16 protein-coding genes and 1 pseudogene are annotated in these 18,312 nt (G+C 70.8%); 14 read left to right on the forward strand and 3 right to left on the reverse strand.

Translation table 11 applies throughout. The annotated features are described in order from the left end of the window. The first annotated feature begins 84 nt into the window (after positions 1-84). Together pruA and ACIOHP_RS33475 are read left to right on the forward strand one after the other, a co-directional pair. Positions 85-1,716 (forward strand): L-glutamate gamma-semialdehyde dehydrogenase, encoded by a 1,632-nt coding sequence (pruA, locus tag ACIOHP_RS33470; protein WP_361545568.1) that lies wholly within the window; start codon positions 85-87, stop codon positions 1,714-1,716. A gap of 107 nt (positions 1,717-1,823) precedes the next feature. Then, positions 1,824-2,567: pseudogene (locus ACIOHP_RS33475) on the forward strand (alpha/beta fold hydrolase). Here ACIOHP_RS33475 and ACIOHP_RS33480 read toward each other — a convergent pair. Beyond that, a complete protein-coding gene (locus tag ACIOHP_RS33480) occupies positions 2,551-3,417 on the reverse strand; it encodes an alpha/beta fold hydrolase (RefSeq protein ID WP_401893383.1) in 867 nt (288 codons plus the stop codon). The pseudogene ACIOHP_RS33475 and the gene ACIOHP_RS33480 overlap by 17 nt on opposite strands. Positions 3,418-3,604: 187 nt before the next feature. On the opposite strand from ACIOHP_RS33480, the gene ACIOHP_RS33485 reads away from it, so the two are divergent. Then, positions 3,605-3,967 (forward strand): hypothetical protein, encoded by a 363-nt coding sequence (locus ACIOHP_RS33485; protein WP_401893385.1) that lies wholly within the window; start codon positions 3,605-3,607, stop codon positions 3,965-3,967. Positions 3,968-4,007: 40 nt separating this feature from the next. Here the strand turns inward: ACIOHP_RS33485 and ACIOHP_RS33490 are convergent, their stop codons facing one another. After that, a complete protein-coding gene (locus ACIOHP_RS33490) occupies positions 4,008-5,003 on the reverse strand; it encodes an NADP-dependent oxidoreductase (RefSeq protein ID WP_401893386.1) in 996 nt (331 codons plus the stop codon). Positions 5,004-5,107: 104 nt separating this feature from the next. Between ACIOHP_RS33490 and ACIOHP_RS33495 the strand changes: the two genes are divergently transcribed. Beyond that, positions 5,108-6,004, forward strand: a complete 897-nt coding sequence (locus tag ACIOHP_RS33495; protein ID WP_401893388.1) for a LysR family transcriptional regulator — start codon at positions 5,108-5,110, stop codon at positions 6,002-6,004. A gap of 220 nt (positions 6,005-6,224) precedes the next feature. Beyond that, positions 6,225-6,356 carry a hypothetical protein gene (locus ACIOHP_RS33500; RefSeq protein WP_095046488.1) on the forward strand — a complete coding sequence of 44 codons (132 nt, stop codon included), beginning with the start codon at positions 6,225-6,227 and terminating at the stop codon, positions 6,354-6,356. Positions 6,357-6,407: 51 nt separating this feature from the next. Here ACIOHP_RS33500 and ACIOHP_RS33505 read toward each other — a convergent pair whose 3' ends face one another. Further along, positions 6,408-7,970: a purple acid phosphatase family protein gene (locus ACIOHP_RS33505; protein WP_401893390.1), complete on the reverse strand. Its 1,563-nt coding sequence runs from the start codon at positions 7,968-7,970 to the stop codon at positions 6,408-6,410. Between the two features lie 142 nt (positions 7,971-8,112). On the opposite strand from ACIOHP_RS33505, the gene ACIOHP_RS33510 reads away from it, so the two are divergent. The 9 genes from ACIOHP_RS33510 (at position 8,113) to ACIOHP_RS33550 (ending at position 18,012) form a co-directional block, all read left to right on the forward strand. Then, positions 8,113-9,156: a 3-isopropylmalate dehydrogenase gene (locus tag ACIOHP_RS33510; protein WP_307025499.1), complete on the forward strand. Its 1,044-nt coding sequence runs from the start codon at positions 8,113-8,115 to the stop codon at positions 9,154-9,156. A 254-nt stretch (positions 9,157-9,410) separates the two neighbouring features. Beyond that, the gene (locus tag ACIOHP_RS33515) at positions 9,411-10,499 is read left to right on the forward strand and encodes a branched-chain amino acid aminotransferase (RefSeq protein ID WP_361545591.1); all 1,089 of its coding nucleotides are present in this window, start codon (positions 9,411-9,413) and stop codon (positions 10,497-10,499) included. Between the two features lie 247 nt (positions 10,500-10,746). After that, on the forward strand, positions 10,747-11,442 hold the full coding sequence (gene ureA, locus ACIOHP_RS33520; protein ID WP_401893391.1) for an urease subunit gamma: 696 nt from the start codon (positions 10,747-10,749) through the stop codon (positions 11,440-11,442). Beyond that, a complete protein-coding gene (locus ACIOHP_RS33525) occupies positions 11,439-13,151 on the forward strand; it encodes an urease subunit alpha (RefSeq protein WP_401893393.1) in 1,713 nt (570 codons plus the stop codon). The genes ureA and ACIOHP_RS33525 overlap by 4 nt, the downstream gene beginning before the upstream one ends. Positions 13,152-13,168: 17 nt before the next feature. Further along, positions 13,169-14,194: an agmatine/peptidylarginine deiminase gene (locus ACIOHP_RS33530; protein WP_401893395.1), complete on the forward strand. Its 1,026-nt coding sequence runs from the start codon at positions 13,169-13,171 to the stop codon at positions 14,192-14,194. 9 nt (positions 14,195-14,203) lie between these two features. Beyond that, a complete protein-coding gene (locus ACIOHP_RS33535; protein ID WP_401893396.1) occupies positions 14,204-14,704 on the forward strand; it encodes a hypothetical protein in 501 nt (166 codons plus the stop codon). After that, positions 14,701-15,306: a TetR/AcrR family transcriptional regulator gene (locus ACIOHP_RS33540; protein ID WP_401893397.1), complete on the forward strand. Its 606-nt coding sequence runs from the start codon at positions 14,701-14,703 to the stop codon at positions 15,304-15,306. The genes ACIOHP_RS33535 and ACIOHP_RS33540 overlap by 4 nt, the downstream gene beginning before the upstream one ends. A gap of 114 nt (positions 15,307-15,420) precedes the next feature. Beyond that, positions 15,421-16,695, forward strand: coding sequence for a TolB family protein (locus ACIOHP_RS33545; RefSeq protein ID WP_401893399.1), 1,275 nt, complete (start codon positions 15,421-15,423; stop codon positions 16,693-16,695). A 39-nt stretch (positions 16,696-16,734) separates the two neighbouring features. Then, positions 16,735-18,012: a TolB family protein gene (locus tag ACIOHP_RS33550; protein WP_401893401.1), complete on the forward strand. Its 1,278-nt coding sequence runs from the start codon at positions 16,735-16,737 to the stop codon at positions 18,010-18,012. Positions 18,013-18,312 lie beyond the last annotated feature (300 nt).

Here is an 18,312-nt window from a genome sequence, read left to right on the forward strand (position 1 = left end):
TCAAGCCCTGACCGCTGCTCACCATACGAAACAGCTTCGGCTCCCCCGTGCTGAAGCCCGAGAGTCACTCGGAAGAGGTAACCCATGGACGCCGTGACCCAGGTCCCCACCCCCGTCAACGAGCCGGTGCACGGCTACGCCCCCGGCTCGCCCGAGCGCGCCCGCCTCGAGGTCAAGCTGAAGGAGCTGGCCGAGAACCCGATCGACCTGCCGATGACCATCGGCGGCGAGAAGCGGCTCGGCGGCGGCGACGCCTTCCAGGTGGTGCAGCCGCACAACCACAAGTCCGTTCTGGGCACCTACCGCAACGCCACCCAGCAGGACGCGCAGGACGCGATCGACGCGGCCCTCGCCGCCGCGCCCGCCTGGCGTGCGATGGCCTTCGACGACCGCGCCGCGATCATCCTGCGCGCCGCCGAACTCCTCGCCGGCCCCTGGCGCGAGACCCTCGCCGCCTCCACCATGCTCGGCCAGTCGAAGACCGCCCAGCAGGCCGAGATCGACACCCCCTGCGAGCTCGTCGACTTCTGGCGCTTCAACGTCAAGTACGCCCGCGACCTGCTCGCCGAGCAGCCCCCGGCGAACTCCCCGGGCGTCTGGAACCGCCTGGACCACCGCCCGCTCGAAGGCTTCGTCTACGCGATCACGCCCTTCAACTTCACGGCGATCGCGGGCAACCTGCCGACCGCGCCCGCGCTGATGGGCAACGTCGTCGTCTGGAAGCCGTCCCCGACGCAGACCCACGCCGCCGTGCTGCTCATGCAGCTCCTGGAGGAGGCCGGGCTGCCCAAGGGCGTCATCAACCTCGTCACCGGCGACGGCATCGAGGTCTCCAAGGTCGCCCTCGAGCACCGCGACCTCGCCGGCATCCACTTCACCGGTTCCACCAAGACCTTCCAGCACCTGTGGAAGACGGTCGGCGCCAACATCGAGAAGTACCGCACCTACCCGCGTCTGGTCGGCGAGACCGGCGGCAAGGACTTCGTCGTCGCCCACCCGAGCGCCGACAGGGCGATCCTCAAGACCGCGCTGACCCGCGGTGCCTTCGAGTACCAGGGTCAGAAGTGCAGCGCGACCTCCCGGGCCTACATCCCGGCGTCGATCTGGAACAGCGGCTTCAAGGAGGAGTTCGCGGCCGAGGTCGACTACCTCACCATGGGCGATGTCACCGACCTCTCCAACTTCATCGGCGCCGTCATCGACGAGCGCGCCTTCGCCAAGAACAAGGCCGCCATCGACCGCGCGAAGTCCGACCCCGCCTGCACGATCGTCGCGGGCGGTTCGTACGACGACTCGGTCGGCTACTTCGTCCGCCCGACCGTCGTCGAGTGCTCGGACCCGGCGAACGAGGTCTTCACCACCGAGTACTTCGGCCCCTTCCTCGCCGTGCACGTCTACGAGGACGAGAAGTACGACGAGATGCTGACCCAGATGGAGTCGGTGTCCGACTACGCGCTCACCGGCTCGGTCATCTCGGCCGACCGCGCGGCGGCGGCGTACACGATGGACAGGCTGCGCTACGCGGCCGGCAACTTCTACATCAACGACAAGTCCACCGGCGCCGTCGTCGGCCAGCAGCCCTTCGGCGGCGGCCGGGCCTCCGGCACCAACGACAAGGCCGGCGCCCCGCAGAACCTGATGCGCTGGACCCTGACCCGCGCCATCAAGGAGACGCTGGTCCCGCCGACCGACTACGGGTACCCGCACATGGGCTGATGGCAGGTCAGAGAGCTTGAAGGGCCGGGTTGTTGCCCGGCCCTTCGCCGTCTCCGGGTGGAACTCGTGGCGCGGACTCATGGTCATGACGGTGACGACTGACGACGGTGTACGCCTGTGGGCCTCGCGGCAGGGGCACGGCGGAGAGGCCCTGGTGCTGTGTCACGGCGGCCCCGGACTGTGGGACAGGTTCGAGGACATGGCCGCCATGCTGGACGACCGACCGGTTCGTGGCGGATCTGGACGCCGTACGACAGCACTTCGCGCTCGACCGGCGCGTGCTGCTCGGCCACTCCTGGGGCGCCCAGCCGGCGCTGAGCTGTGCGCTGGCGCACCCGGAGCGGGTGGGGGGTCTCGTGTACGTGGGCGGCACGGGCATTGAGCCGGTGTCCACCTGGCGCGGGCCCTTCGAGGCGAACTTCCGCGCGAGGCTGGGTGAGGTGCCCGAACGGTTCGCCCGGTGACAGGAGTTGGCGGACGGCGACCGTGAGCGGGCGATGCTGCAGTGGTCGGTCGACTTCGAGGACCGGGAGCGGGAGCTGGAGCATGCCGGTCGGATGGCGGATCCCTGGTTCGGGATCAACTTCGACTGCAACAAGGCGCTGGGCGCGGAGACGAAGCAGACCTGGGGGAGCCCGGAGCTGTACGCCGCCTGCCAGGGGCTGGAGGTGCCCGTACTGATCGTCGACGGTGAGCGGGACGTCCGGCCGCGCTGGGCGGTCGACTCGCCGGAGCGGGCGCTGCCCCGGGTGCGGCGGGTGGTGCTTCCCGGTGCCGGGCACGCGCCGTGGGTGGAGGATCCGGACGGCTTCCGGGAGGCGGTGGGGGCGGTGCTCAGAGGATTCGGCTGAGGAAGTCGCCCATCAGTGCGGCGATGTGGGGTGCGTGCGTCTCCAGGGCGAAGTGGCCCGTGGGCAGGAGGTGGATCTCGGCCTTCGGGAGGTCGCGCTGGTAGGCGAGGGCGCCGGCCGGGACGAAGATCTCGTCGTGGGCGCCCCAGACGGCCAGCAGGGGGACCTGGCTGGTGCGGAAGTAGTCGTGGAAGGCGGGGTAGAGGGCGAAGTTGGAGCCGTAGTCGGAGATCAGGTCGAGCTGGATCTCCGACTGGCCGGGGCGGGCGATGAAGGCCGCGTCGTGCTCGTACGCGTCCGGGCTGACGAGATGCCGCAGATCCTCCGGAACCCCGTGCAGGTACTGCCACTTGATGCCGTCCGGCGAGGAGATCTCCCGCACCGGCGCCTCGGTCTGCGGCGTCCGCTCGGCGATGAGCGCGAGCACGGGAGCCCAGGCCTCCTTCCCCAGCCCCTCCTCGTAGGCGTTGCCGTTCTGCGTGACGATCGCCGTCACGCGCTCGGGGTGCGCGAGGGCGAGCCGCAGGCCGATCGGGGCGCCGTAGTCCTGGATGTACAGGGCGTACTCCGTCAGCCCCAGCCGCTCGGTGAACTCGGCCGTGATCTCGGCGAGTTCGGCGAAGGTGTACGGGAAGTCGGAGGCGTCCGGAGTCGATGAGCGTCCGAACCCGATGTGGTCCGGGGCGATGAGTCGGTAGCGGTCGGCCAGGAGCGGGATGAGGTCGCGGAACATGTGCGAGCTGCTCGGGAAGCCGTGCAGGAGCAGGAGAACGGGGGCGTCGGCGGGCCCGGCCTCGCGGTAGTGGATGTCGAGGCCGCGGACGGTGGTGGTGCGGTGGGCGGTCATCATGCTCTAACCCCTGAATGTATATTTGACGGTTAGGTGAGTTCATCATGGATCGCACTAACCGGTCAAGTGTGTTTGAAGAGTTAGCTCGGTGCCGACCGTCGTGAAGCGGCGACTACCCTTCGGCACCATGCCGCTCCACTTCGAACTCCGCCCCGGGGAAGGGCTTGTCCTGCCCCGAGGAGCAGGCGTGCTGCGATTCGGGATGGGGGAGCGGGAGGCCCAGTGGATGGTGGCCACGCTTGCGGATGTGCGGGAGACGTGGGTGTGCGGGACGGGGTGGAGCTTCGGGGCCGCTTACGAAGGGGTCGAGCTGCTGGTCTGCGGGGCCGCGGACGAAACGCGGCGACTCGACTGGATCAACCTCGCTCAGCCGGACGCGCCGGCCTTCCCGGTCGTCTGGCGGGACATCGACCTCTTCGGGCATGAACAGGGCGAGGTGGAGCGGGTGTTGGCGGACGTCGAAGGAGCCGGCCTTCGGCTGGAGCGGTCACCGGCGACGTACTTGAGGTCGGTGTCCCTGACGGCGCGTCCGTCAGCGCGGGTCTCCTGACCGCAACGGGCCTCGCCCCGAGGCGCCTGCGGTTGTGCGGTCACGTCCTCGCGCGCACCAGGATCTTCCCCACGTTCCCGCCCCCCAGCATCGACAGGAACGCCTCCACGATCCGTTCGAAGCCCTCCACCACCGTCTCGTCCGGCGTGAGCGCTCCGCTGAGGAGGTGCGGTACGGCGAAGTCGTACAGCTCGTCCTGGAGGTCGCGGTAGTCGCTGACCAGGAAGCCCTCGATGCGCAGGCGTTTCTCCACCACGTCGGCGTGGTTGAACACGACCGGGGGCGCGTCCGGGGTGTTGTACTGGCTCACCGTGCCGATGCGGACCACGCGGCCGTGGTCGCGCAGGGCGCCGATCGCCGCGCCCAGGTGGTCGCCGCCGACGTTGTCGACGAAGACGTCGATGCCGGTGGGGGCGGACTTCGACAGGAGGTCCGGGACCGGGCCCTGGTGGTAGTCGAACGCCGCGTCATAGCCGACCTGTTCGGTCAGATGGCGGACCTTCTCCGGCGAGCCCGCGCTGCCCACCAGCCGGCCCGCGCCCAGCAGCCGCGCGAAGCGGCCCGTCGCCGTGCCGACCCCGCCCGCCGCCGCGGAGACGAACACGTCGTCGCCCTCGCGGAGCCGCGCGATCCGGGTGAGACCGACGTACGCCGTCAGGCCGGTGCCGCCGAGCACGCTCAAGTACGCGGACAGCGGGACGCCTTCGTGCCGCGGCAGGCGTCTGACCTCCCCCGGGGTCACCAGGGAGTGGGTGCGCCAGCCCTGCCGGTGGAAGACGATCTCGCCCTCGGGCAGCCCCGGGTCCCGCGAGGCCACGATCCGGCCCAGCGTGCGGCCCTCCAGTGGCGCGTTCAACTCGAAGTCGCCGTCCATCATTTCGCGGTGGTACGGGTCGACCGACCAGTAGAGGTTCTCCACCAGGGCCGAGTTGGGGGCGGGGGTGGGCAGGGAGGACTCCACGAAGGCGAAGTCGGCGGGGGTGGGGAAGCCCTTCGGGCGGGCGGTCTGGTGCACGGTGATCGCTGTGTCGGTCATGGACGGGACCGTACGGAGGAATGCCGAACCGCAGCAGAGGGTTGCGCTCATGGAACGGACACATCCATGAGCCTTCGCTCATAGCAGCAGGTGGGGGACCCGCCATGAGCAGCACCGTCGATCTCGCGCCGCACGAACTCCGTACCCTCGTCGCGGTCGCCGAGGAGGGCGGCTTCTCGGCCGCCGCCGTCCGGCTCGGCACCGGTCAGTCCGCCGTCTCGCACGCGGTGCGCGGCATCGAACGCAAGCTGGGCGTCGTGCTGTTCGACCGCGGACGGTACGGGGCCCGGCCCACGGCGGCCGGCGCACGGGCCGTCGCCCACGGTCGCCGTGTCCTGCGGATGCTGGACCTGCTCGTCCGGGAGACGCGGGCCGCGGAGCCCCAGGACGTCGCCGGCTCCCTGCGGATCGCCGCCTTCCGCAGCGCCGCCCTCCACCTCCTGCCCCCCGTCCTGGAACGCCTCACCGCACGGCACCCCGCGATCGAGCCGACCGTCACCGTCGTACGGGAGATCGGGCCCGGCACGGCAGGGGAGGTCGCCGAGGGCCGGGCCGACCTCGGTATCGCCACCTTCGGCACCAGTTCCCCGATCCCGCCGCACCTCGTCGGGGACGTGCTGCTGGAGGAGCCGTACGCGCTCGTCCATCCGGCCGGCCACCCCGCCCCGCGCTCCCTGCCGCTCGTCGACTGGCGGGAGAACTGCTCCTCCTACACCCGCACCTGGTGGGCGGCCCAGGACTGGATCCCCACCGCGACCGTCCGCGCCGAGGACGACGGGGCGGTGCTCTCGATGGTGGGCAGCGGTCTCGGTATGGCGATCATGCCCGCGCTCTCCCTCGCCGAGGCGCCGCACGGTCTGGAGATCACCGATCTCGGACCGGACCGGCCCACCCGTCGGATCGGGTATGTCACGACACCCGAACTCGCCACCACCGCCGTCGTGCGAGCCCTGGTCCGCGAGCTGCGCAGCCATGCGAAACCGCAGGTCAGCGCCGTGTGACCCACTGCACTGTCTCAGATAGTAGGAAGTCCGAGTAATTGTGGAGACAGGTCGAGCGTCCTCCCTTAGCTTTGTAGAAGCCGAACGTCTCGCTCGATCCAGCGAATGGCGGTCGTGAGCCGGGCCCCATGCAGGCAACCCCTGCGGCACCGCTCCCCGCCCCTTCCGGCGTCTCGCAACTCCCTTCTGCACTCCATGAATTCGAAGGAGTCGATTTCTCATGGCCGAGACGACCGCCCGCCGTCGAGTCCGTCACACCGTCCGTACGAGCGAGTCCGACCGCAAGAACGCCGCGGCCGCCCTCCAGCGCGCCCTCGACCGCCGTGACAACGGCGGCTCGACCGGCCACTGAGGCCGCCCACCCCAGTACCGGGAGCCGCACCCGCCGGGGTGCGGCGCGGGCTCACCGCCCGCGCCGCACCTCGAAATGGTCGATCCGGTCGCCGTTCTGCGCCAGCGCCGACACCTTGAGCCTCGGCGCCGTACCGCTCTCCGCCTCCACCTGGAGGAAGGAGAAGCCCCGGTAGCGCACCCGCGACCACTCCACGGTCTCCTTGTCCGCGGCCCGTGACTTCGTCCACCGGAAGGTGTCCACGGACTCGCGGTCGCGCACGTGCCCCTCGTAGCTCTCCTGCACGCCCGCCGGGAAGCCGTACAGGTCCTTGCCGCCACCGCCCGCGGTGACGTACACGGTCCCGTCCCGTGTCGGGTCGGTCGAGGCGCCGATCGGCACCCGCCTGCCGACCGCGTCGCCCTTGATGGCGTCGGTGCGCTCGTAGACGTGGTTGTGCCCGTTGATCACCAGGTCCACCTGGTGCTTCGCGAACAGCGGCAGCCACTCCTCGCGCACCCCGCCGTCGGAGGCGTGCGAGGAGGTCGAGTAGGCGCAGTGGTGGAAGAAGACGACGACGAAGTCCACCGATCCCCGCAGCTCGCCCAGCTTCTCGTCCAGCCACGCCGTCTGCTTGCCGCCCGTGTAGCCGAGGTTGGCGGGGATCTCGTACGACACGTCGTTGGCGTCCAGCGCCACGAAGCCGACGTTGCCGTAGGTGAACGCGTACACGCCCGGCGCCGCGCGCGGGTCGAAGCCGCTGTCCGGCAGGGACCAGCGGGCGAGCTGGCCGCCGTAGCCGTCGGGGGAGTACCAGGCCTCCATGTCGTGGTTGCCGGTCGTCACCATCCACGGCACCGACCGCGTGACCTCCTCGTTCTGCCTGAGGAACAGGTCCCAGTACGACGGGTCGTAGCCGTCCGACGTCTCGCCCCGGCCGTTGACGTTCGCGTAGCAGATGTCGCCCGCGTGGAGATGGAGCGCCGGGTTCTGGCGCAGCAGGATGTGGTCGTTGGCGGCCGCGGCCTTGCTGACGCCCTGGTCGCCGAAGGCCGTGAAGACGAACCTCTCCGGGCGTGCCGGGGCCGTGCGGAAGGACGCGATGGTGGAGCGGTGCGCGGCGGCGGCCGGGTCGAGTCCGTCGTGGCCGACGCCGTAGTAGTACGTGGTGCCGGGGCGCAGGCCGTCCAGGGCGGCGTGCAGGTAGTACTGGTCGAGGGGCGCGCGGACGCCCGTGACGCCCGGGGTGCGCAGATCGCGGACCTCGGCCCCGATCCGGTGGCTCAGATCGTCGGGGCGGGTGCCGATCCGGACGTACGGCTTCTTCACGGCGAGCGGGACCTGCCAGGAGATCCGCATCTGCGTCTTCGGGTCGGCGCCGAAGGCGAGGTGGCGGCCGAAGGGGGCGACGACCGAGCCGTGCACCGTGGCCGTGGGGGACGGGGAAGCGGTCGTACGGGAGGAGGGCGAGGGCGAGTCTCCCGCGCAGCCGCCGGTCAGCAGGCCGCCCGCCACCGCGCCGGCCGTCACCAGGGTGCGGCGCCGGGTCAGCTTCGTGCGCAGATACTCGTACTGCTCGGCCATGCTCATCCGGCGCGCGAGCCGCGGCGGGATGCCGACGTCGGGAAGGTCCATGCCGGTGAAGTTCCCAGCGCGGCCCAACACCCGCCATACGTACGGGTGAACGCCAGTCGAAGGGCTGACGCCCAGGTGTACGCGGCTGTCCGTATGGCGGACGTGTCGTGTCATCCCATGGGACGCGGAGTAGGGTGCCGACATGTCTCGCAGCATCAATCTCGCAGTGATTCCCGGTGACGGCATCGGCCAGGAGGTCGTGGCCGAAGGCCTGAAGGTCCTCTCCGCCGTCCTTCCGCAGGATGTGAAGCTGGAGACCAAGGAGTACGACTTCGGCGCCAAGCGCTACCACGCCACCGGTGAGACCCTCACCGACGCCGACGTGGACGCGCTGAAGCAGCACGACGCGATCCTCCTCGGTGCCATCGGCGACCCCAGCGTCCCCTCCGGCGTCCTGGAGCGCGGCTTCCTGCTCAAGCTCCGCTTCCTCTTCGACCACCACGTCAACCTGCGGCCGTCGAAGCTGCTGCCGGGTGTCGAGACCCCCCTCAAGGGCGAGCCCGCCATCGACTTCGTCGTGGTCCGCGAGGGCACCGAGGGCCCGTACACCGGCAACGGCGGCACCATCCGCAAGGGCACCCCGCACGAGGTCGCCACCGAGGTCTCCGTGAACACGGCCTTCGGCGTCGAGCGTGTCGTCCGCGACGCCTTCGCCCGCGCCCAGGCCCGCCCCCGCAAGAAGCTCACGCTGGTCCACAAGAACAACGTGCTCTCCTTCGCGGGCCACCTGTGGACGAACGTCTTCAACCAGGTGGCCGAGGAGTTCCCCGAGGTCACCACCGACTACATCCACGTCGACGCGGCCACGATCTACCTGGTCACCGACCCGGCCCGGTTCGACGTGATCGTCACCGACAACCTCTTCGGCGACATCATCACCGACCTCGCCGCGGCCGTCTCCGGCGGCATCGGCGTCGCGGCGAGCGGCAACATCAACCCCAGCGGCGAGTTCCCGTCGATGTTCGAGCCCGTCCACGGCTCGGCCCCCGACATCGCGGGCCAGGGCAAGGCCGACCCCACCGCCACGGTCCTGTCCGTCGCGCTGCTCCTGCGTCACCTCGGCTACGAGGCCGAGGCCGCCCGGATCGACGAGGCGGTCTCCGTCGACCTCGCCGAGCGCACCGGCAAGCCCGCGCGCAGCACCTCCGAGATCGGCGACGCGCTCGCCGTACGAGTAGCCGGCTGACCCGCGGCTACCAGAAACACCTCGAAGCCGCCGGGTCGCATCCGCACCCGGCGGCTTTCCTTATGTCCCCGCCGGGTGCCACCATCATCCCCTGGGTCGCATTCACGCCGTTTTCGTCCCCGGCCTCCGTAGCGCGATAATCGAACGCGGAGCCGCGGAATGAGGGAATGCTCGGACGTCCTAGCACTGGCAACTGACAGTAAAGGGCGTGGAGCGCGGCCCATCACTACACAACCGGTGAAGGACAACCACTCATGACGACGCCCACGATCGAGCTCAAGCCCTCAGCCTCGCCACTTTCCGACGCCGAGCGCGCCGCGATCCTGGCGAACCCCGGCTTCGGCCGCCACTTCACCGACCACATGGTCGTCATCAAGTGGACCGAGGGCCGCGGCTGGCACGACGGCCAGCTCGTGCCGTACGCCCCGCTCCAGCTCGACCCGGCGACGATGGTCCTGCACTACGCGCAGGAGATCTTCGAGGGCCTCAAGGCGTACCGCCAGCCCGACGGGACCGTCGCCACCTTCCGCCCCGAGAAGAACGCCGAGCGCTTCCAGCGTTCCGCGCACCGCCTCGGCATGCCCGAACTGCCGGTCGAGACGTTCATCGAGGCCTGCGACGCCCTCGTCCAGCAGGACCGTGCCTGGGTCCCGGCGCACGGCGGCGAGGAGTCCCTCTACCTCCGCCCCTTCATGATCGCCACCGAGGTCGGCCTGGGCGTCAAGCCCGCCAACGAGTACCTCTTCCTGGTCATCGCCTCCCCGGCCGGCGCCTACTTCCCCGGCGGCGTCAAGCCGGTCTCCATCTGGCTCTCCGAGGACCGCGTCCGCGCCGTCCCCGGCGGCATGGGCGACGCGAAGACGGGCGGCAACTACGCGGCCTCCCTCCTCGCCCAGGCCGAGGCGGCCGCCAAGGGCTGCGACCAGGTCTGCTACCTCGACGCGGTCGAGCACAAGTGGGTCGAGGAGCTCGGCGGCATGAACCTGTACTTCGTGTACGGCGACAAGATCATCACCCCGGCGCTGACAGGCTCGATCCTGGAGGGCGTGACCCGCGACTCCCTGCTGGCGGTCGCCCGCGACCTCGGCTACGAGTCCGAGGAGGGCCGCGTCTCCATCGACCAGTGGCAGCGCGACGCCGAGAACGGCACCCTGACCGAGGTCTTCGCCTGTGGCACGGCCGCCGTGATCACCCCGGTCGGCACGGTCAAGCGCGCCACCGCCGAGTGGCAGCAGTCGGGCGGCGAGCCGGGCGAGGTCACGCTGAAGCTGCGGCAGGCCCTGCTGGACATCCAGCGCGGCACGGCCGAGGACAAGCACGGCTGGATGCACAAGCTGGGCTAGTCGCGGACCCCATCAGGGCCGCCGTGGACTCCGGTCCGCGGCGGCCCTTTCGCATGCCGTCTGTCGGCCGCGGCGCCGTCGTGGCTGGTCGCGCAGTTCCCCGCACCCCTTCAGGACGTATATCGCGACCGGCATTAGAGCGACAGTGTTAGAGCGACGCTCAATGTGATGCGTGCCATGGGAGGCGCACAGGGTTCCTTTCCTCGATATCCCTGATTAGAGTGACGCTCTAAGAGAAGGGAACGACATGCGGTTGACCCCCACCGAACGCGACCGGCTGCTGCTCTTCGGAGCCGCCGAGCTGGCCCGTGCCCGCCGCGCCCGAGGGCTGCGGCTCAACGTGCCGGAGGCCACCGCGCTCATCGCGGACACCGTGTGCGAGGCCGCCCGTGACGGGGTGCGGCTCGTCGAGGCGATCGAGCGGGCCCGCGCGGTGCTCGGTCCCGACGACGTGCTGCCCGGTGTCGCCGACATCGTCACCGAGGTGCATGTCGAGGCCGTCTTCGACGACGGGTCCCGGCTGGCCGTGGTGAGCGACCCGATCGGCGACGGACTCGGCCCCGAGGCTCCCGGCGCGCTGCTGCCCGGACCCGAGCACGCCGAGCCCGAGGCCGTCGTACGGCTGACGGTCACCAACACCGCGACCGTCCCCGTCTCCGTCACCTCCCACTTCCACTTCTTCGAGGCCAACCCGCGCCTCGACTTCGACCGCGCCGAGGCCTACGGCACACGGCTCGCCGTTCCCGCCGGTTCCTCGGTGCGGTTCGGGCCGGGGGAGTCGCTGGAGGTCGGCCTGGTGCCGATCGGCGGTGCCCGCGTCGCCATCGGCTTCGCCGGGCTCGTCGACGGACCGCTGGACGCGCCCGGCGCCCGCGAGGAGGCCCTGCGCCGCGCCGCCGCCTGCGGCTACCTGGGCGTGCCCACCGAGGAGGCCGGCCGATGAGCCGCCCCGGAGGGCACCCCGCCGAGGCCCGCCGCCTCACCCCCCACGAGTACGCCGCCACTCACGGCCCCCGCGCCGGCGACCGCATCCGGCTCGGCGACTCCGGGCTGACGATCCGCGTCGAGGCCGACTCCCAGCGCTACGGCGACGAGTTCCTCGCCGGCTTCGGGAAGACCGCCCGCGACGGACTGCACCTCAAGGCCGCGGCCGTGCGGGAGACCTGTGACGTCGTCATCAGCAACGTCGTCGTGATCGATGCCGTTCAGGGGATCCGCAAGGTCTCCATCGGCATCCGGGAAGGCCGTGTCCACTCCATCGGCCGGGCCGGGAACCCCGACACCCTCGACGGGGTCGACGTCGTCGTCGGCACCGGCACGTCCATCGTGTCCGGCGAGGGGCTCATCGCCACCGCCGGGGCCGTCGACACCCACGTCCATCTGCTGTCGCCACGGATCATGGAGGCCTCGCTGGCCTCCGGCGTGACCACGATCATCGGCCAGGAGTTCGGGCCGGTGTGGGGCGTCGGCGTCAACTCGCCCTGGGCCCTGCGGCACACGTTCAACGCCTTCGACGCCTGGCCGGTCAACATCGGCTTCCTGGGCCGGGGCTCGTCCTCCCACGACGCGCCCCTGGTCGAGGCGCTCGCCGAGGGCGGGGCGTCCGGCTTCAAGGTGCACGAGGACATGGGAGCCCACACCCGGGCCCTGGACACGGCGCTCCGGGTCGCCGAGGAACACGACGTCCAAGTCGCCCTGCACAGCGACGGGTTGAACGAATGCCTGTCCGTCGAGGACACCCTGCGCGTCCTGGAGGGGCGCACCATCCACGCCTTCCACATCGAGGGCTGCGGCGGCGGACACGTCCCGAACGTGCTGAAGATGGCGGGCGTCGCGAACGTCATCGGCTCCTCCACCAACCCCACCCTGCCCTTCGGCCGGGACGCGGTCGCCGAGCACTACGGCATGATCGTCTCCGTCCACGGCCTGAAGACCGACCTGCCCGGCGACGCCGCCCTGGCCCGCGACCGCATCCGCGCCGGGACCATGGGCGCCGAGGACGTCCTGCACGACCTGGGCGCGATCGGCATCACCTCCTCGGACGCGCAGGGCATGGGGCGAGCGGGCGAGACGGTCCGCCGTACGTTCGCCATGGCAGGGAAGATGAAGGCCGAGTCGGGCGCCCCCGACGAGGACCACGACAACGAACGCGTCCTGCGCTACCTGGCCAAGCTGACGATCAACCCGGCCATCGCGCACGGTCTTTCGCACGAGGTCGGCTCCATCGAGGTCGGCAAGCTGGCCGACATCGTGCTGTGGCGCCCGGAGTACTTCGGCGCGAAACCGCAGCTGGTACTGAAGTCCGGCTTCCCGGCGTACGGCGTGGTGGGCGACCCCAACGCGGCGACGGACACCTGTGAACCCCTGGTGCTGGGGCCGCAGTTCGGCGCATACGGCGCCACCCCCGCCGACCTCTCGGTCGCCTTCGTCGCCCAGGCGGCGCTCGACCAGGGCAACGACTCGATGCCGACCCGCCGCCGCAGGGTCGCCGTTCGCGGCACCCGCGGCATCGGACCGGCCGACCTGCGCCTCAACTCCCGTACCGGAGCGGTCGATGTCGACCAGCGCACCGGCCTGGTCACCCTCGACGGCGAGCCGCTGCGCTCCGAGCCGGCCGACTCCGTCCCCCTCAACCGCCTGTACTTCCTCTAGGACCCCTGGAGCACCTCATGACCTACCGCATGCCCGCCGAGTGGGAGCCGCACGAGCGCACCTGGATGGCCTGGCCCGGACCCAACGCGACCTTCACCGACGACGAGGAGCTCGCCGAGGCCCGGACCGCCTGGGCCGCGGTGGCCCGTGCCGTGCGCCGCTTCGAGCCGGTGACGATGGTGCACGGCGCGGGCCAGGGGGAGTCCGCGCGCGAGCTGCTCGGACCGGACGTCGACCTGGTGGAGCGCGAACTCGACGACGCGTGGATGCGTGACATCGGGCCCACGTTCGTGAGCGACGGCCGTCGACTGGCCGCCGTGGACTGGGTGTTCAACGGCTGGGGGGCACAGGACTGGGCGAGCTGGGAGCACGACTCCAAGATCGCCCGCCATGTCGCGGACCTGGCCGGCGTGCCGGTGCGGAGCAGCACACTGGTCAACGAGGGCGGCGCGATCCACGTCGACGGCGAGGGCACGGTCCTGCTCACCGAGACGGTCCAGCTCGGCGCCGGGCGCAACCCCGGCTGGACGCGCGAGCGGGTCGAGACGGAGATCCACGACCGGCTCGGCACCAGCAAGGCGATCTGGCTCCCGCACGGCCTCGCCGGGGACTACGGCACGTACGGCACCCAGGGGCACGTCGACATCGTCGCGGCCTTCGCCGGGCCCGGCACCGTGGTCGTCCACAGCCAGCGCGACCCGGACCACCCCGACCACGCCCGCTCGCGGGAGTACGTCGAGATCCTGCGCGGACAGACGGACGCGAAGGGCCGCCGCCTGGAGGTCGTCGAGATCCCCGCCCCCACGGTCCTCAAGGACCAGGACGGGGAGTGGGTCGACTACTCGTACATCAACCACTACCTCTGCAACGGCGGTGTGGTGCTCTGCGGCTTCGACGACCCGAACGACGAACTCGCGGCCGGCATCTTCCGCCGCCTCTTCCCCGAACGGACGGTGACACTGGTGGACGCGCGGACCGTCTTCGCGGGCGGGGGCGGCATCCACTGCATCACCCAGCAGCAGCCGAGGACGACGGTCAGGTAGAACGTACGGGTGAACGTGCTGACCTGTGCCGCCTGCGGAAGCCGCCTGACCGAGCCGCTGCGGCTCCTGCCGGAGGTGCCGCCCCGCCCGGAGTACGACGGGCTCAAGAACCCCGACGGCTCCCGGCACGCCCCGTCGACCCTGCCGCGCGGGGCGTACGCGGTGGACCCGGAACCGTGCGGGGCGCCGTACGTGCCGCATCCCGACCCCGAGTGGTGCGGATCTGCCCACCCGGGAGACGTGTGCATGGGAGACCCCGACGGACCGGGGTGCCTGATGTCCGCCGGGCCGCGCGGCACATGGGTGGTCCACCCCGAGGACACCCGTGGGCGTTTGTCCGCCAACCCCGCAGTGGAGGAGGTCGGGTGCTGCGGCCGCCCCGGACGCGAAGGGCCGAACGAGGTCTGCGCGGAGTGCGGCACGGCGGTGGCGACGCTGTTCTCCGAGTGCTACGGCCCCTACGAGACGCACTTCCTGCCGGACGCGGTCGGCGTGGAGGCCGTCGTATGACCCCCGCCCGCCGCCGCACCCCCGCTCCGCCGCGCGAGGACCTCCTCGCTGCCGCCATGGAGATGATCGCCGAACTCGGCCTGGAGAAGCTCACCATGGCGGCCCTCGGCCGCGAGGTCGGGATGAGCAGCGGCCACCTCCTGTACTACTTCCACTCCAAGGACGAGCTGCTGCTCCAGACCCTGGAGTGGAGCGAGGGCCGGCTGGGCGCCGAGCGCGGCCGCCTCCTCACCCGCACCGCCACCGTGCGCGAACGGCTCGATGCGTACGTCGACCTGTATGTCCCCGACGGCCATCGCGACCCCCACTGGACGCTCTGGCTGGAGGTCTGGAACCGCTCGCAGAACGCCCCCGCCGACGCCCGCGACCGGCAGGCCGCCATCGAGGGCGCCTGGCACCGCGACCTGGTGGCACTGCTGGCGGAAGGCGTGTCGAGGGGCGAGTTCCGCCCGGTCGACCCGGACCGCGTGGCCGCCCGGCTGCGGGCGCTGCTCGACGGGTTCTCCATCCACGTGGCGATCGGTCTGCGGGGCGCGGACCGATCGCAGATTCTCGGCCACGTACGGGAGTTCCTGGACGAGAACCTTCTCGCGGACGCGTGACCCGGAGCCCGGGTTGTACGCAATTCGGGGGATTGCCCTGTGTCTTGTGATGCGCTTGCCTCGTAGAGAGCCCTCGGCACGGGGCCGGGGGAAGCAGTGTCAACGGGGGAAACAATGTCAAATGTCTTACGGGGGACGTCTGTAGCGCTGCTCGCGGGGGCGATCGCCCTCTCGACGGTGACGGTGGCGGCCGGTGCCGCGCCGGAGAGAGGGGAGACGCGGCGGGTCAGCGTGGGCGCCGGCGGCGAGCAGGTGGCCGGGGACTCGCGGACGCCGTCGATCAGCGGTGACGGCCGGTTCGTCGTCTTCGAGTCGGACGCCGACGACCTGGTGCCGGGGGACACCAACCAGTCCAGCGACGTGTTCCTGCGCGATCTGCGCAAGGGCACCGTCCAGCGGGTCAGCGTGCGCGACGACGGGGGCCCGTACACGCTCGCCTACGGTGCGAAGATCAGTGCCGACGGACGGTACGTCGTCTTCGCGGGCGGCACGGGGTCGCCCGAGGAGGGCAACTGGTTCTCGGGCGTCTTCCTCTGGGATCGCGTCAAGGACCGCACCGAGGTGGTGAGCCTCACCGACGACGAGAAACCGGCCTATTCCACCGATCCCGTGATCAGCCGCGACGGCCGGTACATCGCGTTCGTCTCCTCGCTCACCGACCACGGCGACACGAGCACGCGCCTGGGGACGGGCGTCTACGTGCGCGACCGCGAAAAGGGCACGACCCGCCTCGTCAGCGTCACCGAACCGCCGCCCACCGACGACGGGCACTCCTGGATCATGGGCACCCCCAGCATGAGCGCCGACGGCAGCCGCGTCGCGTACGCCATGAACCAGGCGAGGCCCGGCCACGGCGGGGCTGCCTACACCTGGGACCGGCGAACCGGGCTCAAGGAGCGCTTCGACCGCGCGGACCAGCGCACCAGCCGTCCCACGTTCAGCGGCAACGGCCGGTACGCGGTGTTCCAGTCCGCCGCTCCCGACCTCGTGCCCGGGGACACCAACGGAATGCAGGACATCTTCGTCCGGGACATGACGAAGGGCACCGTCGAGCGGGTCTCCGTCAGCGCGACCGGGGAACAGCTGGACACCGAGTCGTACGAGCCGGTGATCAGCGAGGACGGCCGGCGGGTCGCCTTCGTCTCCGGCGCGACGAACCTCGTGGCGGGCGACACCGCCCGAGGCCCGCTCTTCTCCCGCGACCTGCGCACCGGCGTCACCCAGCGGGTGACCGTCGCGCAGGACGGCGGCGAGAGCGACTACCAGGGCTGGCCGGCCACCGCGGTGAGCCGGAACGGCCGGGTCGTGGCCTTCGACTCCTGGGCCACCGACCTGGTGCCCGGCGACACCAACGACAACCGCGACGTCTTCGTACGCCGCCTGCGCTGACCGCACAGCGCAGTCCGTACGCAACAGGGGGAACAGATCTTGTACACCAGTACACGTCTCGCGCTCGCCGCCGGACTCCTCTCCGGCCTCATCGCACTGTCCACCACCACGGCAACCGCCGCTCCCGCACCCCGCACCGACCGGATCACCGAGTCGGCCACGGGCGAGCAGGGCGACAGCTACTCCTACGGCCCCGAGTTCAGCGCCGACGGCCGCTTCGCCGTCTTCTCGTCCCAGGCGGCCAACCTGGTGCCCGGCGACACCAACGGCCTCACCGACGTCTTCGTGCGCGACCTGCGCAAGGGCACGGTCGAGCGGGTCGACGTCAGTACCGGCGGAGCCCAGGCCGACGGGGAGTCCTCCGGGTCCGACATCAGCCGTGACGGCCGGTACGTGCTGTTCACCTCCCAGGCCCGCAACCTGGTCCACTGGGACACGCCGCCGCCCGCCGACGAATGGGTCGACGACGTCTATCTGCACGACCGCCGCACCGGCACCACCGAACGGCTCAGCTTCGGGATCGACGGACGCTCCGTCGACGTCGGCGGTGCCGCCATGTCGGCCGACGCCCGCTACATCGCCTTCACCGCCCGGCCCAACCGGATGGAGGCCGACGACCCCAACGGCTACCGGATGCTCTACCTCCTCGACCGCACCACCGGAACCGTCAAACGCGTCAGCGACCGGGCCCGTCCGGACTGGACGTCCGTTCTCTACGACGTCAGCGAGGACGGCAGCCGCCTGGTCTACAACCAGTTCCAGTACCGGGGACCGGGCTCGGCCCTGTGGGCGTACGACATCCGCGAGGGCACCCAGCGGCAGCTGAACGTCACACCCGACGGCACCCCGACCAGCCAGGCCCTCGACGCCTCGCTCACCGCGAACGGTCGGTTCGTCGCCTTCAGCTCCGGCGCCCCGGACCTGGTCCCGGACGACACCAACGACACCACGGACGTGTTCGTGCGTGACCTGGTCGGCGGCGAGATCCGAAGGATCTCCCACAACGCCGAGACGGCGTTCGGCACCCAGAGCCCCGAGATCAGTCCCGACGGCCGGTATGTGGCCTACGAGGCGACCCCGCGGAACCGGGAGACGGGCTACTTCGGCGTCGGCAACGTCTACCTGCGCGACCTGCACACCGGATCGATCCGCCTCGTCACCGAGTCGGTCACCGGAGGCACCGTGGAGGACGGGAACGTCACCCTCTACTCCGTCACCCGCGGCGGCAGGGCGGTCGGCCTCGCCTCCGACTCCGCGCAACTGGTGCCGGACGACACCAACGGGGTCACCGACGGCTTCGTCCGCCACCTGCGGTGATCAGCACAGTGCTCGCATCCTGAGACGGACGGTGAGCGCGGGGGAGTCTTGTGCCAGACTGCCCCCGTGCTCTCGTTCGCCATGATTATTGGCAGCAGGCGCGCCGGTCCGCAGTGACCGCCACGTACGACCAGGTACGGGCGGACACCGTCGTCCTCGACCCGCGCGCAGACCTCTCGCACCCGCGAGAGGTTTTTCGCTTTTCTGGCCCACCCGTAACCAGAGGCGAGAGCGCGAGGGACCATGTGGGGACGGTGGAGCCGGTCATTCCGGTACAGACCGAGATCCAATCCTCAGGAG

The sequence above is a fragment of the Streptomyces sp. NPDC087859 genome (assembly GCF_044742595.1).
Classification (GTDB): domain Bacteria; phylum Actinomycetota; class Actinomycetes; order Streptomycetales; family Streptomycetaceae; genus Streptomyces; species Streptomyces canus_F.

Bases quoted from the DNA above. Each gene is read 5' to 3' on its own strand.
- pruA (WP_361545568.1), top strand. From the start codon at position 85: ATGGACGCCGTGACCCAGGTCCCCACCCCCGTCAACGAGCCGGTGCAC.
- ACIOHP_RS33480 (WP_401893383.1), bottom strand. From the start codon at position 3,417: ATGATGACCGCCCACCGCACCACCACCGTCCGCGGCCTCGACATCCAC.
- ACIOHP_RS33490 (WP_401893386.1), bottom strand. From the start codon at position 5,003: ATGACCGACACAGCGATCACCGTGCACCAGACCGCCCGCCCGAAGGGC.
- ACIOHP_RS33495 (WP_401893388.1), top strand. From the start codon at position 5,108: ATGAGCAGCACCGTCGATCTCGCGCCGCACGAACTCCGTACCCTCGTC.
- ACIOHP_RS33500 (WP_095046488.1), top strand. From the start codon at position 6,225: ATGGCCGAGACGACCGCCCGCCGTCGAGTCCGTCACACCGTCCGTACG.
- ACIOHP_RS33505 (WP_401893390.1), bottom strand. From the start codon at position 7,970: ATGGACCTTCCCGACGTCGGCATCCCGCCGCGGCTCGCGCGCCGGATG.
- ACIOHP_RS33510 (WP_307025499.1), top strand. From the start codon at position 8,113: ATGTCTCGCAGCATCAATCTCGCAGTGATTCCCGGTGACGGCATCGGC.
- ACIOHP_RS33515 (WP_361545591.1), top strand. From the start codon at position 9,411: ATGACGACGCCCACGATCGAGCTCAAGCCCTCAGCCTCGCCACTTTCC.
- ureA (WP_401893391.1), top strand. From the start codon at position 10,747: ATGCGGTTGACCCCCACCGAACGCGACCGGCTGCTGCTCTTCGGAGCC.
- ACIOHP_RS33525 (WP_401893393.1), top strand. From the start codon at position 11,439: ATGAGCCGCCCCGGAGGGCACCCCGCCGAGGCCCGCCGCCTCACCCCC.
- ACIOHP_RS33530 (WP_401893395.1), top strand. From the start codon at position 13,169: ATGACCTACCGCATGCCCGCCGAGTGGGAGCCGCACGAGCGCACCTGG.
- ACIOHP_RS33540 (WP_401893397.1), top strand. From the start codon at position 14,701: ATGACCCCCGCCCGCCGCCGCACCCCCGCTCCGCCGCGCGAGGACCTC.
- ACIOHP_RS33545 (WP_401893399.1), top strand. From the start codon at position 15,421: ATGTCAAATGTCTTACGGGGGACGTCTGTAGCGCTGCTCGCGGGGGCG.